The organism is Pseudomonas sp. TREG-RG-20F-10-E-6-01 (assembly GCF_022662455.1).
GTDB lineage: Bacteria > Pseudomonadota > Gammaproteobacteria > Pseudomonadales > Pseudomonadaceae > Aquipseudomonas.
On record NZ_JAKNQP010000003.1, the window covers coordinates 1 to 17672 of the forward strand.

At 58.7% G+C, this 17672-nt stretch carries 22 protein-coding genes and 1 tRNA gene; 9 read left to right on the forward strand and 14 right to left on the reverse strand.

The genetic code is table 11. The features are described from left to right. Window positions 1-1369, reverse strand: a 1369-nt coding sequence (locus tag L8K08_RS10425) for a methyl-accepting chemotaxis protein (RefSeq protein ID WP_242196444.1), incomplete at its 3' end; no start/stop codon positions are given. A gap of 516 nt (window positions 1370-1885) precedes the next feature. Here L8K08_RS10425 and L8K08_RS10430 point away from each other — a divergent pair. Beyond that, window positions 1886-2269 (forward strand): RidA family protein, encoded by a 384-nt coding sequence (locus L8K08_RS10430; protein ID WP_242196449.1) that lies wholly within the window; start codon window positions 1886-1888, stop codon window positions 2267-2269. Window positions 2270-2664: 395 nt separating this feature from the next. Beyond that, window positions 2665-3372, forward strand: a complete 708-nt coding sequence (locus L8K08_RS10435) for a hypothetical protein (RefSeq protein WP_145160945.1) — start codon at window positions 2665-2667, stop codon at window positions 3370-3372. A gap of 222 nt (window positions 3373-3594) precedes the next feature. On the opposite strand, the gene L8K08_RS10440 is transcribed toward L8K08_RS10435, so the two are convergent. Further along, entirely contained in the window at window positions 3595-3771 is a 177-nt protein-coding gene (locus L8K08_RS10440; protein ID WP_242196452.1) for a DUF3606 domain-containing protein, read from the reverse strand. Between the two features lie 205 nt (window positions 3772-3976). Next, a tRNA-Leu gene (locus L8K08_RS10445) sits at window positions 3977-4063 on the reverse strand. A 230-nt stretch (window positions 4064-4293) separates the two neighbouring features. On the opposite strand from L8K08_RS10445, the gene L8K08_RS10450 reads away from it, so the two are divergent. Further along, on the forward strand, window positions 4294-4683 hold the full coding sequence (locus L8K08_RS10450) for a VOC family protein (protein ID WP_242196456.1): 390 nt from the start codon (window positions 4294-4296) through the stop codon (window positions 4681-4683). Here L8K08_RS10450 and L8K08_RS10455 read toward each other — a convergent pair. After that, window positions 4661-4942 (reverse strand): hypothetical protein, encoded by a 282-nt coding sequence (locus L8K08_RS10455; RefSeq protein ID WP_145160938.1) that lies wholly within the window; start codon window positions 4940-4942, stop codon window positions 4661-4663. The two genes, L8K08_RS10450 and L8K08_RS10455, sit on opposite strands and share 23 nt — an antisense overlap. 181 nt (window positions 4943-5123) lie before the next feature. Here L8K08_RS10455 and L8K08_RS10460 point away from each other — a divergent pair, with 181 nt between their 5' ends. Next, entirely contained in the window at window positions 5124-5582 is a 459-nt protein-coding gene (locus tag L8K08_RS10460; RefSeq protein ID WP_242196459.1) for a GFA family protein, read from the forward strand. A gap of 2 nt (window positions 5583-5584) precedes the next feature. Here L8K08_RS10460 and L8K08_RS10465 read toward each other — a convergent pair whose 3' ends face one another. Further along, window positions 5585-6112, reverse strand: coding sequence for a DinB family protein (locus L8K08_RS10465; protein ID WP_242197891.1), 528 nt, complete (start codon window positions 6110-6112; stop codon window positions 5585-5587). A 127-nt stretch (window positions 6113-6239) separates the two neighbouring features. On the opposite strand from L8K08_RS10465, the gene L8K08_RS10470 reads away from it, so the two are divergent. Next, window positions 6240-6929 carry a tellurite resistance TerB family protein gene (locus tag L8K08_RS10470; protein ID WP_242196462.1) on the forward strand — a complete coding sequence of 230 codons (690 nt, stop codon included), beginning with the start codon at window positions 6240-6242 and terminating at the stop codon, window positions 6927-6929. Here L8K08_RS10470 and L8K08_RS10475 read toward each other — a convergent pair. From L8K08_RS10475 to L8K08_RS10510, 8 genes are all read right to left on the reverse strand, one after another. Beyond that, window positions 6926-7747, reverse strand: a complete 822-nt coding sequence (locus L8K08_RS10475; protein WP_242196465.1) for a hypothetical protein — start codon at window positions 7745-7747, stop codon at window positions 6926-6928. The genes L8K08_RS10470 and L8K08_RS10475 overlap by 4 nt on opposite strands. Before the next feature lie 18 nt (window positions 7748-7765). Continuing rightward, a complete protein-coding gene (locus tag L8K08_RS10480; protein WP_106579131.1) occupies window positions 7766-8113 on the reverse strand; it encodes a DUF2493 domain-containing protein in 348 nt (115 codons plus the stop codon). Window positions 8114-8176: 63 nt separating this feature from the next. Further along, window positions 8177-10891 carry a magnesium-translocating P-type ATPase gene (gene mgtA / locus L8K08_RS10485; protein ID WP_145160928.1) on the reverse strand — a complete coding sequence of 905 codons (2715 nt, stop codon included), beginning with the start codon at window positions 10889-10891 and terminating at the stop codon, window positions 8177-8179. A 235-nt stretch (window positions 10892-11126) separates the two neighbouring features. After that, entirely contained in the window at window positions 11127-11435 is a 309-nt protein-coding gene (locus L8K08_RS10490; RefSeq protein ID WP_242196468.1) for a hypothetical protein, read from the reverse strand. 317 nt (window positions 11436-11752) lie between these two features. Next, window positions 11753-12364, reverse strand: a complete 612-nt coding sequence (locus L8K08_RS10495) for a LysE family transporter (protein WP_242196470.1) — start codon at window positions 12362-12364, stop codon at window positions 11753-11755. A gap of 71 nt (window positions 12365-12435) precedes the next feature. Then, entirely contained in the window at window positions 12436-13227 is a 792-nt protein-coding gene (locus L8K08_RS10500) for an AraC family transcriptional regulator (protein WP_242196473.1), read from the reverse strand. A gap of 390 nt (window positions 13228-13617) precedes the next feature. Next, on the reverse strand, window positions 13618-14901 hold the full coding sequence (locus L8K08_RS10505) for an arsenic transporter (protein WP_145160920.1): 1284 nt from the start codon (window positions 14899-14901) through the stop codon (window positions 13618-13620). Window positions 14902-14920: 19 nt separating this feature from the next. Further along, the gene (locus tag L8K08_RS10510) at window positions 14921-15277 is read right to left on the reverse strand and encodes a metalloregulator ArsR/SmtB family transcription factor (protein WP_242196476.1); all 357 of its coding nucleotides are present in this window, start codon (window positions 15275-15277) and stop codon (window positions 14921-14923) included. A gap of 178 nt (window positions 15278-15455) precedes the next feature. On the opposite strand from L8K08_RS10510, the gene L8K08_RS10515 reads away from it, so the two are divergent. The 3 genes from L8K08_RS10515 (at window position 15456) to L8K08_RS10525 (ending at window position 16746) form a co-directional block, all read left to right on the forward strand. Further along, entirely contained in the window at window positions 15456-15671 is a 216-nt protein-coding gene (locus L8K08_RS10515) for a hypothetical protein (protein ID WP_043205333.1), read from the forward strand. Window positions 15672-15742: 71 nt separating this feature from the next. Then, window positions 15743-16438: an AzlC family ABC transporter permease gene (locus L8K08_RS10520; protein WP_106579139.1), complete on the forward strand. Its 696-nt coding sequence runs from the start codon at window positions 15743-15745 to the stop codon at window positions 16436-16438. Beyond that, the gene (locus tag L8K08_RS10525) at window positions 16435-16746 is read left to right on the forward strand and encodes an AzlD domain-containing protein (protein WP_145160914.1); all 312 of its coding nucleotides are present in this window, start codon (window positions 16435-16437) and stop codon (window positions 16744-16746) included. The genes L8K08_RS10520 and L8K08_RS10525 overlap by 4 nt, the downstream gene beginning before the upstream one ends. Before the next feature lie 140 nt (window positions 16747-16886). Here L8K08_RS10525 and L8K08_RS10530 read toward each other — a convergent pair whose 3' ends face one another. Next, entirely contained in the window at window positions 16887-17144 is a 258-nt protein-coding gene (locus L8K08_RS10530; protein WP_242196478.1) for a hypothetical protein, read from the reverse strand. Between the two features lie 110 nt (window positions 17145-17254). On the opposite strand from L8K08_RS10530, the gene L8K08_RS10535 reads away from it, so the two are divergent. Then, the gene (locus L8K08_RS10535; RefSeq protein ID WP_242196481.1) at window positions 17255-17608 is read left to right on the forward strand and encodes a lipoprotein; all 354 of its coding nucleotides are present in this window, start codon (window positions 17255-17257) and stop codon (window positions 17606-17608) included. The last annotated feature ends 64 nt before the right edge of the window (window positions 17609-17672 follow it).

The window sequence follows — 17672 nt, forward strand, 5'->3', positions numbered from 1 at the left end:
CTCGCGTGGTGTAGACCTCAGAGGTGCTCTTGTGCATCAACTCGACTGCGGCTGAAGAACCGGCTTGGATGGTGGATATCATCTGTTCGATTTCTTGGGTCGACGTTTGGGTGCGGTGCGCCAAAGCCCGAACCTCATCGGCCACCACTGCAAAACCACGGCCCTGTTCACCCGCCCGTGCCGCTTCAATTGCTGCATTCAACGCCAGGAGATTCGTTTGCTCGGCAATCGCCCTGATCACACTCAGAACTTTGGTGATGTCTTGAGCCTGGCCTGCGAGTTCTTTCACCTGGGTTGAGGAGACTTCGACCAGTTCCGTCAGTCCGCGCATGGCCGTTAACGTTTCAGTCACTTTTTGATTGCCCAGATCAGCCGCCAAGCTGGACTGCGTGGCCGCTTCAGATGTGGAGTTGGCATTGCGGGCGACCTCTTCGACGGCGGCGCTCATTTCGGTCACTGCTGTGGCTGCTTGCTCGATTTCGCTGTTTTGCTGCTGAAGGGTGCGATCGGCACTTTCGGTGATCGAGGTCATTTCAACCGCTGCGGTACTCAGTTGGGCAGACGCTCCCGAGATTTCCAAGATCGTGTTTCTGAGATTTTTCTGCATCCGATTGAGCGCATGCATCAAGCGTGAGGCTTCGTCTGAACCTGTAACTTCAAGGTCGTGGGTGAGGTCGCCAGACGCGATATCTTCGGCCAACTTCAGCGAGGCGCTGATGGGGCTGACAATGCTTTTAGTGAACAGGGTCGCCAGGACGATGGTTAAGATAAATGCGACTACCAGAACCAAGATCAAGACTTTAACGCTATGCGTATATACATCTGTCGCGTCTTGCCCCGACACCACCGCCTGACGCGCATTTTGCTCACGAAGCGTTGTTAGCTGCTCCTGATAGGCGCTTGCTCGCTGTGCCTGCTCTGTGTTCGCAAAAAGGACAGCTTGGTCATGATCAGAAATATCGAGGGCAAGTACATTCTTGAGACCGTCGATGTAGACATTCATAGCTTGGTTTGTCTTCGAAAACTGGATTTCATCCTGCTCGCCAGAAATCAGATGATCACGGTAAAACGCTGTCTTCGACTGGAGCGTCTGTATGGCGCCTTCGACCAACGACAGCGATTTATCATGCACATCCTTGGTCGTGCTCGACAGCATGCGAATACTTTCAAGGCGAGCATGGAGCAGGGCGATTTGAATGTCGTCAATGACCTGGACGCTGGGCAGGGAGTTTTGCTCGATGTCCTGCTCTGCATTACGTAGGTGATCTATCTGCAAATACGAGAAGCCCGCCAGGCTTATGAGCAGGAGTGTAATTAGCCCAAAGCAGACGAAAGCCCTGCGCGCGATATTCAAGGATCTTAATTTCATATAGGCCTCCGAGGGCCGGGATTTATTGGCGTGGCAACCCACGTCATTTTGTTGAGCGCGAACAAGACAGACTGTTCATGCGGCACAGTGACTCTCGGCTGCAGCTTGGGCGGCAGACGTAAATCCAGGAATACAAAAGAATGCATCGGGATAATAGGCGCGCTAAATAATTGCGCGCTCATGAGTTGCAGGCGCTCATACCGTAAGAGGGTCGGAGGGGAATTTTCGATTAATCCAAGCGGGGGCGTGCCGCAACGACGTGCGCACCGTTGCAGGCTTCGCGCAGTGAACTACGCTGCCGGGAACGCCATGACTTCGATCATTTTGGTAACTGAAAGGGCACGATGGACAAGCGGCTTGCGGGTCTTTCAATACTGCTGACCCTCGGCTGGGTCGCCACAGTGGCGACTGTCATGTGGTATTTCTACGACAATTAATCTAAAGGCCGAATCAATTCAGGCCCCTTAGTCCTCACGTTTCCCACAGCCGTTCTACTGACATGTCGGACACGCCAATATGCCAAGCAATAATATCGAACGTAAAACTTACGCAGCACTTCCTCCTGCCGTGGGGCCCTATTCGCATTCGGTGAAACATGGCAATACCCTGTACCTGTCAGGCTTCACAGCGTTCGGAACTGATGCTCAAGGGCAGAGCCTAGAAAAACAGGCCAATGCTATTTTGGAGCAGATTAAAGCGGTTGCCGCCGAAGAGGGCACCGATATGTCTGCACTCTTGAAGGTGACTCTATTCATCACCGACTTCAGTCAACTCGGCGAACTGCGCAAGGTGCTGATGCAGCACTATGAAGGGCATTTGCCTGCCAGCTCCCTGGTCGAGGTTTCAAAGTTGTTTTCCCCGGAACTGAATATCGAAATTGAGGCTATTTTCGGGGTGTGACAGGCTGTAGAGGCGGCTTTGCATGGTCGAACAGTGTGCAAACTGCCCAAAAAATGGCCATGGAAAAGAAGGCTCAATTTTGCAATCAGGGCAGCCGATGTTAGTTCACCCGGGGATCAGCGAGGAGCGACGCCAGCGCCAACAGCAAGACCTTCGAGCACTTGTTCGTGCCCGGCTTGCGCAAAGGGTGGGTGATCACGTCTTTGGACCGTAGCGAGCGGGGGTTACTGGTTGCGTAATGGCATCCAGTTGTGCGGGCACAGCTCAGCAATTTTGCTCGCTGCGGGAGTTTAAACATTTGGCAACGACATCAATTCAATGAGGCATGGCTTTCATCTTGCTCGCGCCGCTCGCCGAGCATACTCTCGGAGCCGCATTTCTTAGGCCTTACTGCCATGTATTATTGGAACAATGATAATTTCGAAGGGCTTCTGGCGCTTGCGGAGAGCCTTGATGCACATTCTGACCTGAAGCCACTTGCGAGCTATTGTCGATATCGAGAACAAGGGCTACGTCGCGAAGCATTTTCTGCACTTGAACGGTTTCTCGTCGCATCCAGTTCGTTTGATAGCGCCGCCGCACGTCGCGCAGCAATCGAAATTCTCGAAGCCAATTCGCGATCCTCAAAAACCCATCAGTTTCTGACGCAGCCGCTCACCGCCCGGTTTCTGGTGCCTACGTTGAAGGCATGGATGGAGGAAGATGCAGTCACAACCTTACCCGTGCGATGGCTCGGGATGCTCAACCGTGACCCTGAACTGCTTACCAGAGCACTTTCTGGGTTCCCCGAAGATATGCCTGTCCGCAGGATGCTGATCGACTTCGCGCTTGGAGGGATTGACTATGCCACCCATCATCTTGACGAGTCTTTCTTCTTAGGCAGTGTTGACGAGGCGACCTCAGCGCTGGAGCGTGCCAGAAGACTCATAGCAGAAGCTCCTGATCCCGAAGCGCTGGCTTATCTGACATCTGAAGTGCAGCATTTCGATCGCCTCATCGCGGACTGGAAAGCCTATTCGGAAAATCCCATAGGCGGCTTCCCCGAATGGTGCGCGAAACTGGGACGAGACTACAAATATTCCGCCAAGGTCTACTACGAGTAGATGAAGGGGCGACAGATCAAGCGCGCATCAGGTTTCCTCAAGAGCGAGTTGGTTTTCATAGCATTTTGAGAGCGGGGAAGGGATCAAATCTGAATGTGGCATCGGCGTTCCTCCCTGAGACGAACAGCGTAGCAGGGAGCTTCTTCGGTGAGGCGCTGCAGGTTGCCGCAGACACCGCGAAGAAATTGAACACGCCCCGTCAAGCGCAGGGCGCGTCTGACACTATTTGCCGAGCTTCTCACGAACGTCAGTAACCATCGGACCAACAGCTTTAACGGCGTCTTTGAGCTGTTGCTCTGTTACGCCAAACTCCTTCGTCCAGTGCTTTAGCTCCCAAGGTTCTGATGTGTTCACTCGAGCACGATCTTGAGGCCCACGGTTGTTCAGATCATCAGACATATTCCACTCCCTGCGGGTTGGCCTGGAGGGCCCAGGCGACTCCCGATAGAGCATGGGAAGGTATGGGTAGTTCGATTGAGGTTACAGGAGGGTAATTGCATTCGGCAGGACGCCGGAGGAGGGGAATTGCGGAACAGTGTGGAAATTGCGGAACAAAAAATGAAAAGGCCTGCATGAAATTCATCATGCAAGCCCTTGATATCCATGGTGCCCGAACCCGGAATCGAACCGGGACGCCCTTACGAGCGGGGGATTTTAAGTCCCATGCGTCTACCAGTTTCGCCATTCGGGCGGTAGCGCGGTGCAGCAGGGTTGGGAATATATAGACCCAGGCGCTGGGATGCAAGGTCGAACGTTGTGTTTGTTGCATTCGCGTAAAGTTGAAAAAGCTTGCCAGATCAGTGATCTACACGAGGAACCTGGCGTCGAGGCGAGGGTTTTGACACGCCACGACATGCTCCTGTCACTATCTGACACAGCCCCGAATTAGAGTACGCCTGCGTATTCCAGTCAGGTCAGCTCATGAAATTTGCATCTGTTCGCATCGTGACTCAACAGTTTGAGCAACTCATACGGTTCTATCAAAACCTGTCGACTATCGAGCCGCGGCATCGGGCTGATGGTTTTGCCGAGATTGATTTCGAGGGTGTGGTTCTGGCGATAAGCGACGAGCGTTTGGTCCGCTTGCATAACAACGGGTTGGCCGTCGCTGCGAGCAACCGCTCGGCGATCCTGGAGTTTCAGGTGGAGGAGGTCGAAGCTATCCTGCTGCGGGTCAGCAGCACGCAAGTGGTAATGCCTGTGACGATCATGCCATGGGGCAATACTTGCGCACTGCTGCAGGACCCCGACGGGAACCTGGTGAATATTTTCTCAATACCCGAACAGATCAGACAAAGCGCTGCCCACTGAACCCGCGTGGCAAGCGCTGCAACCCGGGCAGGTCGGTCAGGCGTTGTGTCCACGCACTGCGCCAGTCGCTGGCAGTGTGGGTCTGGGTTTTGCGCGCGGAGCGGCGGGCGGCATTGCGTTGTGTGCGGCGCGCTTCTTTGTAGGCTTCGGTATTGCGGCAGGTGCGGCATTTGACTCGGTTCAGCTCGGTGCTGGACGTGAGGTTGCTGCCGTGGTGGCCGCAGGCTAGATGCCCGGCGACCTTGAAGTGAGTGACCATGTAAGCGTCTCCTTCTTATGGGGGTACGCGCATCCCAGACCAGCAGGTGCACGTGAGCAGGGCGGGGCAATTAACCCCGCTGCCTCAGGGTTTGGACCCCGGGCGCGGCGTGGCGTTCGGTTTGTTTCGCGACGGCTTTACGTTACCCTGCGGGGCCAAAAATCATAAAAAGGAATGAATGATGACTGTCGACGTGTTGCCCTTGGAAGGCAGCTGCCGTTGTAACCGGGTGCGTTTCAGCGTGAGCCTGCCGCCGGTGATTACCATGGCTTGCCATTGCAGCGGCTGCCGGAAAATGACCTCAAGCGCTTTCTCCCTCAGCGCCTTGATCCCCGCCAGTGGCTTTACCGTGACCCAGGGTTGCCCGGTCATCGGCGGCTTGCACGGTGTGGACCGTCACTATTGCTGCCCGCATTGCATGAGCTGGCTGTTTACCCGACCCCATGGCATCGACGAATTCGTCAATGTGCGCGCGACGTTGTTGGATGACGCCCACGATTACGTGCCGTTCATGGAAACCTGGACCAGCGAAAAGCTGCCCTGGGTTTCCACGCCTGCTGTCGAAAGCTTTGCGCAATTGCCTGAGCCGCAAGACTTTCCACGCTTGATGCAGGCCTACGCAGCGTTCAGCGCACGCTGAGTTCAGTCAATCAGTGCCAGCAGGTCGGTGTCGCCTACATCCACGCCCGCCTGGGTCAGCAGCGTGGTTGTCTGGCCTCGGTGGTGGGTCTGGTGATTGAAAAAATGCACCAGCAAGCCAAAGAACGGCTTGCGGTTCGCTGCGCCGCGCATGTTGTGATAACTCAGGTGCTGGTCCAGATCGGACTCGCGCAGGCTATGCGCCCACTCGATGATGAGCTGATCCAGCCACGCGCGATGGGCTGACAGCGCGCGGATATCGGCAAAGGCCAGCTGCTTGAGGTCGGTGGGTGTGGCAATCGCACTCAAGGGGGCCAGCGCCGAAAAGCCCGCTGGATGCTCGGCAAAGCGTTTGAGCCAGACGGTATCCCCCAGCGCTAGGTGATTCAGCGTGCCGAGGATTGAGCCAAAAAACGCCTGTCGATCCGCCGCCAGCTCCGCGTCCGTCAGCGTGCCGGCGGCGTCGTAGAGTTTGCGGTTCATCCACTGGTTGTAGTGGGCCATCAATGCGATGTGCTCGATACGGTTCACGGGTGTTCTCTCTCTCAACGGCGCAATGGCGTCATCATAGAGCGTGCCTGCCCGGCGGTCATGGTGTTCCAGCTGCGGCGGGCTATGGTTGTTGAACGCCAACACTGCGCCCTGGGAGGGCAAGACCATGAATACCAGCGATCTATTGGAACAATTGCTGCGCGGGCAGTCAGGCAGCGCCACCTCGGGCGGTGGCCTGGGCGGCCTGTTGGGCGGTTTGCTCAAAGGCACCAGCACCGGCACTGCCTCGGCCGGCGGTGGGCTGGGTGGTTTGTTGGGTGGTCTCGGTGGGCTGCTGCGCGGCGCGCCCGCCGGCGGTACGACGCAGGCGCGTTCCGGCGGGATGAATTACGCGGCACTGGCGTCCCTCGGGATGGCCGCGTTTCAGGCGTATCAGGCCTGGCAACGACAGCAGGCGTCTGCACCCCAGCAAGCCATTCAGACGGTTGACCAGCTCGACGGCCCTGAGGCCGAGGCCCACAGCCATGCACTGTTGCGTGCATTGATTGCGGCCGCCAAGGCGGATGGCAAGATCGACGCGCAGGAGCAGCAGATGATTAGCGCCGAAATCGGCCGCCACACCGATGACCCACAATTGCAGCAATGGCTCGACGCCGAAGTGGCCAAGCCGCTCAATGCTGCCGATTTTGCAGAGTATGCGCGTGACCCGGCGGTGGCGTCGGAGATCTACCTGGCCAGCGTGATGCTGGTCAATGATCAACAGGAAGGCGAGCGTAGCTACCTGGATGAATTGGCAGGGCAGTTGCAGCTCGATCCTGATCTGCAACTGCACCTGGAACAGCAAGCCAAGGCTTAGAAACGTAGGGTGGCGCCGGTCGTCAACCACTGGTCGCGCTCGCCGCTCAGGCTCTGCCCGAGGACGACATCCACGTCCAGCAACGCGCCTAGATGGAAGCGGGGCCCGACCTGCCACGCCTGGTCGCCGCCTTCCTGGCCGTAGCGCTCACCGATCAGCGTCAAAGCATGCGCAAGCTGATATTCGAACCCCGTGCCCCAGGTCAGGCGGTGGTTTTGCTCGCCGCCGTTGTAGGCATGCGTCCAGCCGCCATTCAGGTTCAGGCGCAGCGCTTGGACAGGTTGCCAGGTCAATGGCACATTCAGGTCCGCGCCGTCGAACGCGTGTTGGCGATCCAAGGCAACATGTGACGTTGCCGAAACTGCCAGCTGTAGCCCCAGGGCTTCGCGTGACCACACCTGGGCCTTCACTTGCGGGCTGACCTGCGTTTGGGCATCGCCGGCCTGGCTGGCGCGCGACAATGCGGCGCTCCATTGCACCGAGGGCAGTGCCTTGAAGGTACAGGCCGGGTTCAAGGTTTCACTGTGGCTGTTGCCTTGGTGCCGATTGGCGGTGTACCAGGCGTCCACATTGCATTCGCCTGGGGCGTTGACCGCGCCGTCATCAACCACATAGGCGCCACCGGCTGCGTGAGCTTTGGAAAGCAGCGCGATGAGCAGGACAAGGCCCAGGGTCACGCCGATAAACGTAAGGTTGCGTTGCAGTGCACGCCGCTTGGCCGGCGGCAGCAGCAACAGGGTATGGCGAGCGCCGCGATAGTGACGTGCGCGATATTTGGCAAACCCGTCTTGGCGATGAGGGGTGTGTTTTTTGTGCATGATGCACCTCGCTTGAATTCAGCTTTCTACGGTCAGCACCGAAATGCCGCTGGCTTTGGCCTGGCAGACCAGTTCCGAGGTGTCGTCACCACCCGGCAGGGCGATGACCACGTCGGGGCGGCTGTCGGTCAGCATGAAATGGTTGCGCTGGCGTTCCGCCTGCTTGCCATGGCGTTGCCAGTTGGGCGGGTAGCGCACCACGTCGATGCCGATTTCCCGCGCCCATTCCTCAACGTCACTGCCCAGAAATTGGTTGCCGCCGTGAATCAATACCTGCACCGGGCGCAGGCGGTGGTAAGCGTCCAGCACTTGGCGGGACTTTTTGGTGTCGGCGTAATGACGACCTGCACAGATCAACACGCGCATAGTCAGAATCCTTGTGTTGCACGGTGGCCGCCGGGCGACGGCCACCGTTTCAGAGGCGGGTGATCAGTACCACTGCTTGAAGCGGCGGATGTAGATCGTTTTCATCAGTTGGGCCACGCAGCAGTAGGCGAACAGCGTGCCGACCAGCCATGGGAAGTACGCCAGCGGCAGCGGCTGCAGGCCGACCAGGGTGCCCAGGGGCGAGAACGGCACGTAGATCCCCAGGCCGATGACGAGGGCGGTCATCATCAACACCGGCCAGGCGGCCGTGCTCTGGAAGAACGGGATCTTGCGGGTCCGCAACATGTGCACCACCAGGGTTTGCGAGAGCAGCCCCTCGATAAACCAGCCGGACTGGAACAGGGTCTGCATTTCCACACTGTTGGCGCTGAACACGTACCACATCAGCGCAAAGGTGGTGATGTCGAAGATCGACGAGGTCGGCCCGATCCAGATCATGAAGCGGCCGATGTTTTTCGCATCCCACTTGCGCGGTTTGGCCAGGTATTCCTTGTCCATCTTGTCCCACGGCAGGGCCAGCTGGGAGATGTCGTACATCAGGTTTTGCAGCAGCAGGTGGATCGCCAGCATCGGCATGAACGGAATGAACGCACTGGCCACCAGCACCGAGAACACGTTGCCGAAGTTGGAACTGGCGGTCATGTTCAGGTACTTCATGATGTTGCCGAAGGTTTCGCGGCCCTTGAGCACGCCTTCTTCCAGCACCATCAGGCTCTTTTCCAACAGGATGATGTCGGCCGATTCCTTGGCGATGTCGGTGCCGCTGTCCACCGAGATGCCCACGTCGGCATCGCGCAGCGCTGGCGCATCGTTGATGCCGTCGCCGAGGAAACCGACGGTGTGACCGTTGGCTTGCAGCGCTTTGAGCACCCGGGATTTCTGCAGCGGCGTCAGCTTGGCAAACACGGTGCGTTCTTCCACGCGGCGCAGCAGCGTCGCGTCGTCCATCGCTTCGATTTCTACGCCCAGCAGTGGTTGACCAGGCTCCAGGCCGACCTGGCGGCAGATTTTGCTGGTGACCACCGCGTTGTCGCCGGTCAGTACCTTTACTGCCACGCCAATTTGTTGCAGCGCCGCAATCGCCGGGCCTGCGGTTTCCTTCGGTGGATCCAGGAAGGTCAGGAAGCCCTGGATGATCAGGTTGCGCTCATCGGCGGTGGTGTACTGCTGGCGAGCCAGGGATTTGGGGATGTTGCGGGTGGCGACCACCAGTACACGAAAGCCATCCTCGTTGTAGTCATTGGCCAGTGCCAGCAGCTCGTCACGGCGACGATCATCCAGCGGCACTGCAGCGCCATCTTCCATGACGTGGGTGGAAATGCTCAGCATCTCTTCCACCGCGCCTTTGCACACCAGCAACTGGTCACCGGCGGCGTCCTTGACCACGATCGACAGGCGACGGCGCACGAAGTCGAACGGCAATTCATCGACCTTGCTGTAGGCAAATGGCCGCTGGAACTTGGGGTTGTGTTCCGAGAACTGCACCACGGCCTGGTCCATCAGGTTTTTCATGCCGCTTTGGTGGTAGCTGTTCAGCCAGGCCAGGGACAGCACCGCATCATCACGTTGGCCAAAGGCGTTGACGTGGTGTTCGAGGATGATCTTGTCCTGGGTCAGGGTGCCGGTCTTGTCGGTGCACAGCACGTCCATCGAGCCGAAGTTCTGGATCGCATTCAGGCGCTTGACCACCACTTTGCGCTTGGCCATGGCGGTAGCGCCCTTGGCCAGGTTGGCGCTGACGATCATCGGCAGCATTTCCGGGGTCAGGCCCACCGCCACGGCCAGAGCGAACAGGAATGCATCGCCCCAGTCGCCTTTGGAAAAGCCATTGAGCAGGAACACGATCGGCACCATCACCAGCATGAAGCGAATCAACAGCCAGCTGACGCTGTTGACCCCACGGTCGAACGCGGTCTGCACCCGCGAGCCGACAATCGCCTTGGCCAGCGAGCCAAAGTAAGTGCGCGGCCCGGTGGCGACCACCACGGCCTTGGCGCGGCCACTGACCACGTTGGTGCCCATAAAGCAGATGTTGGGCAGGTCCAGCAGGTTGCCCTGGTCGGCCGCCAGCGAAGAGGCGGATTTTTGCGTGACATCGCCGAGCGTGTCGTATTTTTCGACCGGCAAGGCTTCGCCGGTCAGTACGGCCTGGCTGATAAACAGGTCGCGGGATTCGATCAGCCGCACATCGGCAGGGATCATGTCGCCGGCCGACAGTTGCACGATATCGCCGGCGACCAGGTCGCGCATCGGCACTTCGCGCAGGGTCGGCTGAGCGCCGACTTGCTCACGCCGCAGCACAGTGGCGGTGGTGCGCACCATGGCTTTGAGTGCTTCGGCGGATTTGGCCGAGCGGTGTTCCTGCCAGAAGCGCAGCAGGCTGCTGAGCAGCACCATGGTCATGATGATGATGACTTTGGTCAGGTCGACTTCTTCACCGGCCTGCAACGGCAGCCAATAGTCGGTGACAAAGCTGATGCCCGCCAGGGTCAGCAACACGTAAATGAAGGGATTGTTCAGCGCCTGCAGGAACTGTACGATGGCGTGAGGCGGCTTGTCGTGGGCCACTTCGTTGTAGCCTTCGCGTTGCAGACGCGCCGAGGCGTCCAGTTCGGTCAGGCCATCCTGGGTGGCTCGCACGTTGGCGAGGGTGGCCTGCAGGCCGTTCTGGGCTTCGCGGGCGGCGCGCATCGACAGTTTGGTGTCGGTGTCGGTGCCATTTTTCTTGTGCAGAGGCGTGTTTTTTACGGCGCTCATTGTCTGTACTCCTGTCGCCAATTCTCGACAAAACATACCCGGTACTTACCTGAAGACAGGCGAGCGAAAGCATGCCGAGCCGCAAACTTCGCGATCGGTTTAAATAAGGTGTTCACATAACTTCTACAGCGCCCGCCACGCGCGCGTTAGTTAACTAACGCGCAGCGGGCTACTACTGGACGTGTTCATAAAGAACTCCAGAACATCAATTAGAAAGTTGCTGTTTCCAGCCGGGTTAAGCGCTGCGAGTGCTCAGGTAAAGTCCGAACATCAGGCTCGCTTGAGCCAGCATGGAAACCTGGGGTCTCTGCGGGTCTTGAGGGTCGGCATGGTCCCAGTGCTGCAGCAGTTGGCCGCTGGCAGGGCACAGGTGCCAGTGCGCCAACACCGGGGCCGGACGCGCTTGGTCTTTACTGGCTTGAGGGGAGGGTGCAGCAAACGTGGCGCGGGTAGGCGAAAAGCCTGCGGGCTCGCGGCACAGCTTGGCGCGCAGGGCGGCGGCCAGCGTACGTACATCGGGCAAAGCAATGAGTTGGAAGGTCATAACACACCTCGGGACCGGACGGGCGACCGGTGAGGCAGTTACGGTGGAGCATCAAGCTCTAGCGCAGCTTACCGGACCTGGAAGGCGAGTCCTGTCATATTCTGGGTTTGGCGCCCGATGCCCGCTAAAGCGGTGCTCGGACAGCGACTAGATACTGTGTCCATTGGCTTCTTTTGTGAGGTTTAAAAAAGGCCCCAGTTGCGGGCACGGGCAATCTACTCAGGCGGTTACAAAATGTCAACGCATGATTAATTAAATCAGTCCGCGTTCAGAGTTTATTCAGACAAGGGGCACGGTTAGTTATGGGATATATAACTTCATACGCCCTGTGCAGCCAGAACTGCCAGATAGATCAACACTAAACCACACGCGCCGTAACTGACGCGCTGCCACAGCGGCGAGGCGTTTTTGCGTAACAGATTGACCAGCGCCGCAATCAGAAAACACGACAGCACCGACGCCAGCATGAAACCTGCAAAAAACATCAGGGTTTGCCCAGGGCTGGGCGTGGCGCCGACGATCCCGGACAAGGCGCTGCCCAACGCGCCCCAGTACACAATGTTCTTCGGGTTAGCCAGGGAAATGGCCGCGCCCACTGCCAGCGCATTCTGTCCGGAGCGGACCGGCCCGCTGTCCGCCGCGGGCAGGTGCCAGGCGTCGATCAGGCTGCGCACACCGAGCCAGGCCAGGTACACCGCGCACACAATCGTCAGTGGAACACGCACGGTTTCATGCTCAATCAGCAGGGCGATGCCAGTGAGGCCGATCACCGCCCAGGCGGCGTCGCCCACCAGCGAACCGATCTGTACCAGCAAGGCAGCGGTGAACCCATGGAGCAAGCCACGGCGCAAGGTTTCTGCCAGCACCGCGCCGGGTGAGAGGCAAAACACAAAACCGAATACCAGCGCGTAAAAAAAGATCGTGACCATGCCGCTTTCCTTCAACAGAGGCGCGCAGTGTGCGGCTGTGTGGCGCAGGTGTCTTGAACCAGATTGCGCTTTCAGCGTTTCAACAGGCTTTGATAGCGGCCTGGGGTGATGCCATAGGCGGCGCGAAAGTGTCGGTTGAGATGGCTTTGGTCAGCAAACCCCAGCTCATGCGCGACGTCGCTGGCCGAGGCGCCGCGGCGCAAGAGTCCCTTGGCACGACACGTACGCAATTGCATCGCCCACTGCCTGGGGCTCAGCCCGGTTTCTTTCTGGAAGGTGCGCAACAGATGGAATTTGGACAGGCCCAGCTCATCGCCCAACTGGTCCAGCGGCAGCGCTTGGCTCAGTTGCTCGGCGAGCAGCTCCTGGGCGCGGCGGATCATGCCTTTGCCGCCCGTGGCAACACCGGGCAGGCGCACGCCGCTAACACCCACCACTTCACCCAGCAGCAAAACCAAGGCGTCTTCGTTAATCTCGCGGAGCAATGGGTCGTCGTTCAAGGCACCTTTGACCGCCGCAGCCAGGCGCTGTGCCAGGTCGGGCTGCAAGCAGAGCGAGCGATCAAATTCCACCTGGGCCAGCCCCAGGTCAGCCGCCAACGCGTCGGCCGCGACGTACAGGCTGACAAAATGCCAGGGTGCGCCATCAGCCGCGCCGCCGCCTTGAATCTGCCCGGGGTTGTACAAGGTGATGCTGCCAGGCCCGGCCTGGAACTCGCGGCGGTCGAGCCAGACGCTTTCCTCGCCGACCAGGTTTACGCCGATCACGCATTCATCATGGCTATGGCGGGCAAAGGTCAGGCCCGTGCAGCGTGTATGGGTGACTTCGTAGTTGCCCAGCCAGGCATGTTGCATGGCGCTCATAGGGTCGGCTCGATAGAAAATCAGCCGTGAGCATACGCTGACGAGGGTGTTCAGATCGACCACTGGCTGCAACGTGCGCCTGAGGATACACACCGTGGACCGGTGGCTATTTGGGGGGCGAGCTTACTGGGCAGGATGACTGTTCAGTAAGCTCTGCACCTTCCAAAAAGAGGTTCAGGGTTTTAAATATTTCATTGATGCAAACGAGGACGCGTGTTTTTTATAAATACGCTCGTCATCACTATCGATATCGGTAACTGCCCAGGTAGTCAGGGTTGCTGGCGACGACAATGACGCCGGGACGATCAAGGTCGCGATTACCTTTTTTGTAATGCTGGATGCTGACATCGGTTGCCCAGCTCATCCAGAGTCGGTTCACCGCACATGTCTTCACAGACTCAGGCGCAAGGCGAGCGCCGCCAGGGTGATCAACAGCACCGGCAACGTCAGCACAATTCCGACCTTGAAGTAGTAGCCCCACGTGATGCTGATGCCTTTGCGCGCAAGAATATGCAGCCACAGCAGCGTGGCCAGGCTGCCGATGGGAGTGATTTTCGGGCCCAGGTCGCTGCCGATCACGTTGGCGTAGATCATCGCGTCCTTGACCACGCCCACGGCATGGCTGGATTCGATGGACAGCGCGCCGATCAACACCGTCGGCAGGTTGTTCATCGCCGACGACAGCAGCGCCGTCAGCACCCCGGTGCCCATCGCCGCGCCCCACACGCCGTAGGTGGCGAAGGTGTCGAGCCAGGTTGCCAGGTAGGTGGTCAAACCCGCGTTACGCAAGCCGTAGACCACCAGGTACATGCCCAGAGAAAACACCACGATCTGCCACGGGGCGTCCTTCAGCACTTTGCGCGTGGAAATCTTGTGGCCTTTGGCGGCGATCACCAGCAGCAAAACGGCGCACACGGCGGAGATCGCACTGATCGGAATGCCCAGCGGCTCCAGGGCGAAACAGCCGACCAACAAAATCCCGAGTACCCACCACCCGGCACGAAAGGTCGCACGGTCGTGGACGGCGCTGGCCGGGTCATCAAGGTCGGCGGGGTCGTAGGCCTGCGGAATATCGCGGCGGAAAAACCACAGCAGCACCGCCAGCGTCGCAGCAACGCTGACGAAGTTGACCGGCACCATGACCGCTGCGTATTCGTTGAAGCCGATCTTGAAATAATCCGCCGAGACGATGTTCACCAGGTTCGACACCACCAACGGCAAGCTCGCCGTGTCGGCGATAAACCCGGCGCCCATCACGAAGGCCAGGGTGGCCGCCGGGGAAAAGCGCAACGCCAGCAGCATCGACATCACGATCGGTGTGAGGATCAACGCCGCGCCGTCGTTGGCAAACAATGCCGACACCAAGGCGCCGAGCAGCACCATATAGGCAAACAGGCGCCGGCCACGCCCCCGGCCCCAGCGTGCTACATGCAACGCGGTCCAGGCAAAGAACCCGGCTTCATCGAGCAACAGGCTGATGATAATCAGCGCGACAAAGGTGCCGGTGGCGTTCCAGATGATGTGCCACACCACCGGGATGTCAGACAGGCTGATGACCCCGCACGCCAGGGCCAGAATCGCGCCCATGGTTGCGCTCCAGCCGACCCCAAGGCCTTTGGGCTGCCAGATGACCAGAACGATGGTGAAGATAAAAATCGCAATTGCGACAAGCATGAATAAACGCTCCGATGGCTCAGCAGCAGGTGCCGGCCCGTTGTGGTCTGTTGCCCATTGCATCAAGACGCTGCGCGTCGTTTTGCAACCATGGCTGGTTAGCTTGCAAGGTGGTGTCCAGCACTTGGATGACCCAGTCGGGCAGTGCCAGATTGATGCGGTAGTAGATCCATTGACCCTGGCGACGATCCAGCAAAAGCCCACCACTGCGCAGTTGCGCCAGGTGGCGGGAGATCTTGGGTTGACTGTCGCACAGAGCATGGATCAGTTCGCACACGCAAAGTTCGCCCTCGCGCAGGATCAATAACATCAACCGTACGCGCGTGGCATCGGCCAGGCATTTGAACAGCTCGGGCGGAGAGAGGGGGGCGGACATGATCAAGGTCTTGGTATGGATAGCGTTGCGAATATATGGTTTGCCATATATGTAGGTCAAATCCTGAATTCCGTTGATGTGGATCAAATGCCCGACAATCAGCCACAAGTGTCTGAAATTAAAATGAAACACGAATGTCCTAAAGTGCCTGCCCATTGCTGATGAAGGAAGAACTCGCGTGACCCGTGCCACTCGCAACCTGCGCAAAACCCTCGATTCTGTCGCGGACAATAACGAAACCGCGGCGTTTGACCTGATGCGCGCCGTCGAAAAACTCGGCGATGAAGTGCTGCGCCAACGCCTGCTCAATACCATTCACCGGCTCAACCAGGATGCCCATGAGTTGCGCGAAGCGCGTGACTCGGTGGAGCAGGTCTCGGTCAGGCTCGCCTGAGCACGATCGTTCAAGACACGCCTCGTATCACGCTGGCATGCTTGTCGACTGTCTGTCGATGAGCCGTCTCCATGCCTACAGCCTTACCTCATTACGCCTTCGGTCGCGGCGCCCTTGCCGTTATTCCACTGTCTCTGGCCTGTGCGCCCTGGGGTTTGTTGGCCGGCTCCATGGCGATTGATGCGCAATTTACTCCGCTGCAAGCTCAGGGTTTGTCCGCCATTGTGTTCGCCGGCGCCGCGCAGCTGGTGGCGATCGGCATGGTCAAGAGCGGTGCCAGCCTGATCTCGATTGTGCTGACCACCTTGCTGCTCACATCCCAGCATCTGCTTTACGGCATGCACATGCGCCCGACGCTCTCGTCGCTCAATGTGCGCTGGCGCATGAGCCTGGGCTTTTTGCTGACGGACGAGTTTTTCGCGCTGGTCAACCACTATGACCGTCAAACCTTCAATCGCTGGTATGCGCTGGGCGTCGGCCTGACGTTCTACATCATCTGGAACCTCTTCACCCTGGCGGGCATCGTGCTCGGCAAGAGCATTCCGGGGCTTGATCAACTGGGGCTGGAATTTTCCATTGCCGCAACCTTTATCGCCTTGATTACGCCGGTGGTGCGCGACGTGCCCACGGTGGTCTGCGTGGCGGTCTCGCTGTTGTGTTCGGTATGGCTGAGTTACTTGCACTGGGAGTCGGCGGTGGTGGTGTCGGGCGTGCTGGGGATGGGCGCAGGGTTTGCCTGCAAGCGGCTGGGAGTAGGGCAGCGATGATCTACATCATGATTGTGGCCATGGGTTTGGTGGTGTTTCTCAACCGCTACTTGTTCATCGAGCCGCGTCTGCCGGTGCGCCTCAATCGCGGCGCGCGCGAGTTTCTCGGGTTTGCCGTGCCGGGAATGCTGACGGCGATTTGCGGGCCGATCATTTTTCTCGCTGAGCATAAGCTCAACGTGAGTCCGGCCAATCCTTACCTGCTGGCGGGGATCTGCGCGGTGGCGTTGATGTTCTGGACGCGCAGCGTGTTGATCACGGTGCTGCTGAGCATGGGGCTGTTTTATTTGTTTCGTTGGTGGTTTTGATGCGCGGGTAAGTAGCTGGAGGTCATCCACCAACACCCAGGCAAAAAAAAGCCCGCGGGAGGGCGGGCAGAAGTGAGACTTCTTAAAAATGAGCCTGCCAACTATAGGCAGCGTGAGCACCCTTCACAGTGAAACTAAATTCATCCGGCCGCAGGTTTAGACGGCTTCTTGGCTTTGGCCTCCGCCGCCAGGCATTCCAGGGCGAACTGCTCGGTGTAGGTCATCTGGATTGGCGTGCTTTCACCCTTTACCGTGCGTTCGCCATCGAGGATGTAGCGGATGCGCTTGTCGGTGACGCCGATGCGCTTGGCGATCCACGTCGGCGTCTGGCCGATGCGGCTGATCAGCTTGTCGGCGTAGTCGGTGGAAGGGTTATAGCGTTCGGCGTTGGGCGTCATCGGGTTTCCAGGGGCAAGCGGGGGCATAAGTAGGCGACAGCGTGACGTAATAATCCTTGAGTGTCGCCTGCTAATGGTAGAGTCGCGTTTTTTTCCAAGGAGGCGATGGCATGCGAAAGCTGGTAATTGGCGCATTGGCACTGGCAGTACTGTCCGGTTGCGCGGGCTCGAAAATGAACAATGCGCGCACCGGCGTGCCGTACAAATCGCTGGCTTCGGACAAGACGCCGTTGGTGGTTGCCCAATGCATTCAGTTCGGCTGGCAGGACGAGGCGGTATTTGGCGTTGACGCCGGAGGCTTCAAGGAGCCGATCGAAGCAGGCGGTTTTACCGTCTACACCACCGGCGGCGATTATTTTGTCGACGTGCGCAGTGCCGGCGCCGGCTCTACCGTCAATTACTTTGCCGTCGCCGACACGATGCCCGCCAAGCGCCGACTGGCCGCGCTCGCGACCTGCCTGTAATCCTTTGCCTAAGTGATATTCGGAAAAGCCCGGCGGGACAGCCGACGGACATTGGCTTATCATT